This window comes from Streptomyces sp. NPDC058955 (genome assembly GCF_042741435.1).
GTDB lineage: Bacteria > Actinomycetota > Actinomycetes > Streptomycetales > Streptomycetaceae > Streptomyces.
In genome coordinates, this window is the sequence record NZ_JBHYKM010000028.1 from 1 (window position 1) to 2,582 (window position 2,582).

The window sequence follows — 2,582 nt, forward strand, 5'->3', positions numbered from 1 at the left end:
ACGCCGCCCCCCCCCCCCCCCCCCGGGGCGGCGCGTGGAGTCAGACGGCGGCCGACTCCGTGTCCCGCCGGGCGGCGGCTCCCGGGACGGGGGCGGTCTGCAGCCGGGCTCCTTCGACGTCGACGTCGGGCAGGATCCGCTCCAGCGGACGCGGCAGCCACCACGCCCGCTTCCCGAGCAGGGCGAGCGCGGCCGGGACCAGCGCCATGCGGACGACGAAGGCGTCGAAGGCGACGGCGGCGGCCAGGCCGAAACCGAGCATCCTGACCATCGGGTCGCTCATGCCGATGAACCCGGCGAAGACGCTGATCATGATGAGCGCGGCGGCGGTGACGACCCGGGCGTTGTGCCGGAAGCCGGTGACCACGGCGTCGCCGGGTCGCTCGCCGTGGACGTGGGCCTCGCGGATGCGGGTGACCAGGAACACCTCGTAGTCCATGGCCAGGCCGAACACCACGCCGATCATGAAGATCGGCATCATGCTCATCACCGGCCCGGTCTGTTCGACGCCGAACACGTCGGCCAGCCAGCCCCACTGGAAGACGGCGACGACGGTGCCCAGCGCGGCGGCCACCGAGAGCAGGAAGCCGAGCGCCGCCTTCAGCGGGACGAGCACCGAGCGGAACACGACCAGGAGCAGCAGTACGGCGAGGCCGACCACGAGCACGAGGTAGGGGACCAGGGCGTCGTCGAGCTTCTGCGAGACGTCGATGTTCATCGCCGTCGGGCCGCTGACGAGCACGCGCGCGCCGGTGTCGGCCTTCAGGCCGACGGCCGTCTCGCGGAGGGCGTGGACCAGGTCCGTGGTCTCGGCGGTGCTGGGGCCGGTGGCGGGCACGGCGGTGACCAGAGCCGTGTCACCGGCCTGGTTGAACGCCGGCGGCGTGACGGCGACCACGCCGGGCAGGGCGGCGACGGTCTTCCGGACCTGGCCGGCGGCCTCCTTCGGGTCGTCCGCGCCGGTGGCGTCGACGACGAGGGTCAGCGGGCCGTTGAAGCCGGGGCCGAAGCCGGCGGAGAGGGCGTCGTAGGCGCGGCGCTGGGTGGTGGAGGTCGGCTTGGCCTCGTCGCCCGGAAGTCCGAGCCGCAGATCGAAGGCGGGGACGGCGAGGACGCCGAGGCCGATCACCCCGCCGAGGAGCACCGCGACCGGGCGGCGCAGCACGAACCGGGCCCAGCGCGTGCCGCCGTTGGCACGGGCGCCGGCCGCTTCCGTGCCATGTCGGCCCGTCGGGCCGGGGGAGCGCAGGCGCCGGGGCAGCACGCGCCGGCCGAGGAAGCCGAGCAGCGCGGGTACGAGGGTGAGCGCGACCAGCACGGCGACGACGACGGTGCCGGCCGCCGCGAGGCCCATCTTGACGAGCAGCGGGATGCCGACGACCGACAGGCCGGCCAGTGCGATCACGACGGTCAGACCGGCGAACACGACGGCGGACCCGGCGGTGCCGGTCGCACGTCCGGCGGCCTCCTCCGGCGCGTACCCGTCGAGGAGCTCGGCACGGTGGCGGGAGACGATGAAGACGGCGTAGTCGATGCCGACCGCGAGGCCCAGCATCATCGCGAGGGTGCCGGTGGTGCTCGACAGGCCCAGGGCGCTGCCCAGCGCGGTGATCGCGGCGAGGCCCAGTCCCACGGTGACCAGAGCGGTGACCAGCGGCAGCCCCGCGGCGAGCAGGGAGCCGAACGTGATCACCAGCACGACGGCCGAGATCGCCATGCCGACGGCCTCGGCGGAGGCGCCCTCCTCGGAGCCCGCCGTCAGTACGTTCCCGCCGATCTCGACCGTCAGCCCGGCGTCACGGCCGTGCTGCGCGGCCTCCTCCAGTGCGCCGGAGGCGACCTCGCTCACCGACCCCGGCTTCGCGCTGTAGCTGATCGTCGCGTAGGCGGTGCTGCCGTCCTGCGAGACCGCGCCGGCCTGGAAGGGGCTGACCGCTCCGATCACCTGCTCACCGTCGGCGAGCTCGGCGACCGTCCGCTCGACCGCCCGCCGGTTGTCCTGGGCGGTGATCTTCTGCCCCGAGGGCGCGACGAACACCAGCCGCGCCGAAGCCCCGTCGGACGAGGCACCGGGGAAACGCTCGTCGATGAGGTCGAAGGCGTTCTGCGCCTCGGTCCCCGGCAGCGCGAAACCGTCTTCGGGTGCGGCCGGCGCCTTGGCCGCGACCAGCCCGACGGCGGCCAGCACCGCGACCCACAGCAAGGCCACCAGCCGGCGTCGGACGAAGGACCATCGGCCCAGGCGATAGAGGAACGTGGCCACGGGAGAGTGGACTCCTTCACAGTCGGGTTCGGACGTAGGAGATCTACGTGCGGGGCGACGGGCGCGATGCGCTCCGCCGCCGGTACGGCTGCTCCCGCACGGCCCGCTCGGACGCGGGCGGACACCGCCGTGACCTGCGAGGAGTCACGGCGGGGGAGCATTCACCATCCTCCTGCGCGGGGCCGCCGTCGTCGTCGGCTCTGTGCAGGCAGTCTCGGGGGGTGGGGCGGGGCGTTGCAGCCCCCGCCGCAACCGGAGAGAGGCCCCGGGCCCCGCCCGCGGCCGGGGGGGCGCGGGCGCCCGCCCCCCCCCCCCCCCC

General features: G+C 74.7%; 1 protein-coding gene. It reads right to left on the reverse strand.

What is annotated here, in order from left to right; translation table 11 throughout:
* Window positions 1-40: 40 nt before the first annotated feature.
* Window positions 41-2,263, reverse strand: a complete 2,223-nt coding sequence (locus ACFW1I_RS13830; protein ID WP_384669514.1) for an MMPL family transporter — start codon at window positions 2,261-2,263, stop codon at window positions 41-43.
* Window positions 2,264-2,582 lie beyond the last annotated feature (319 nt).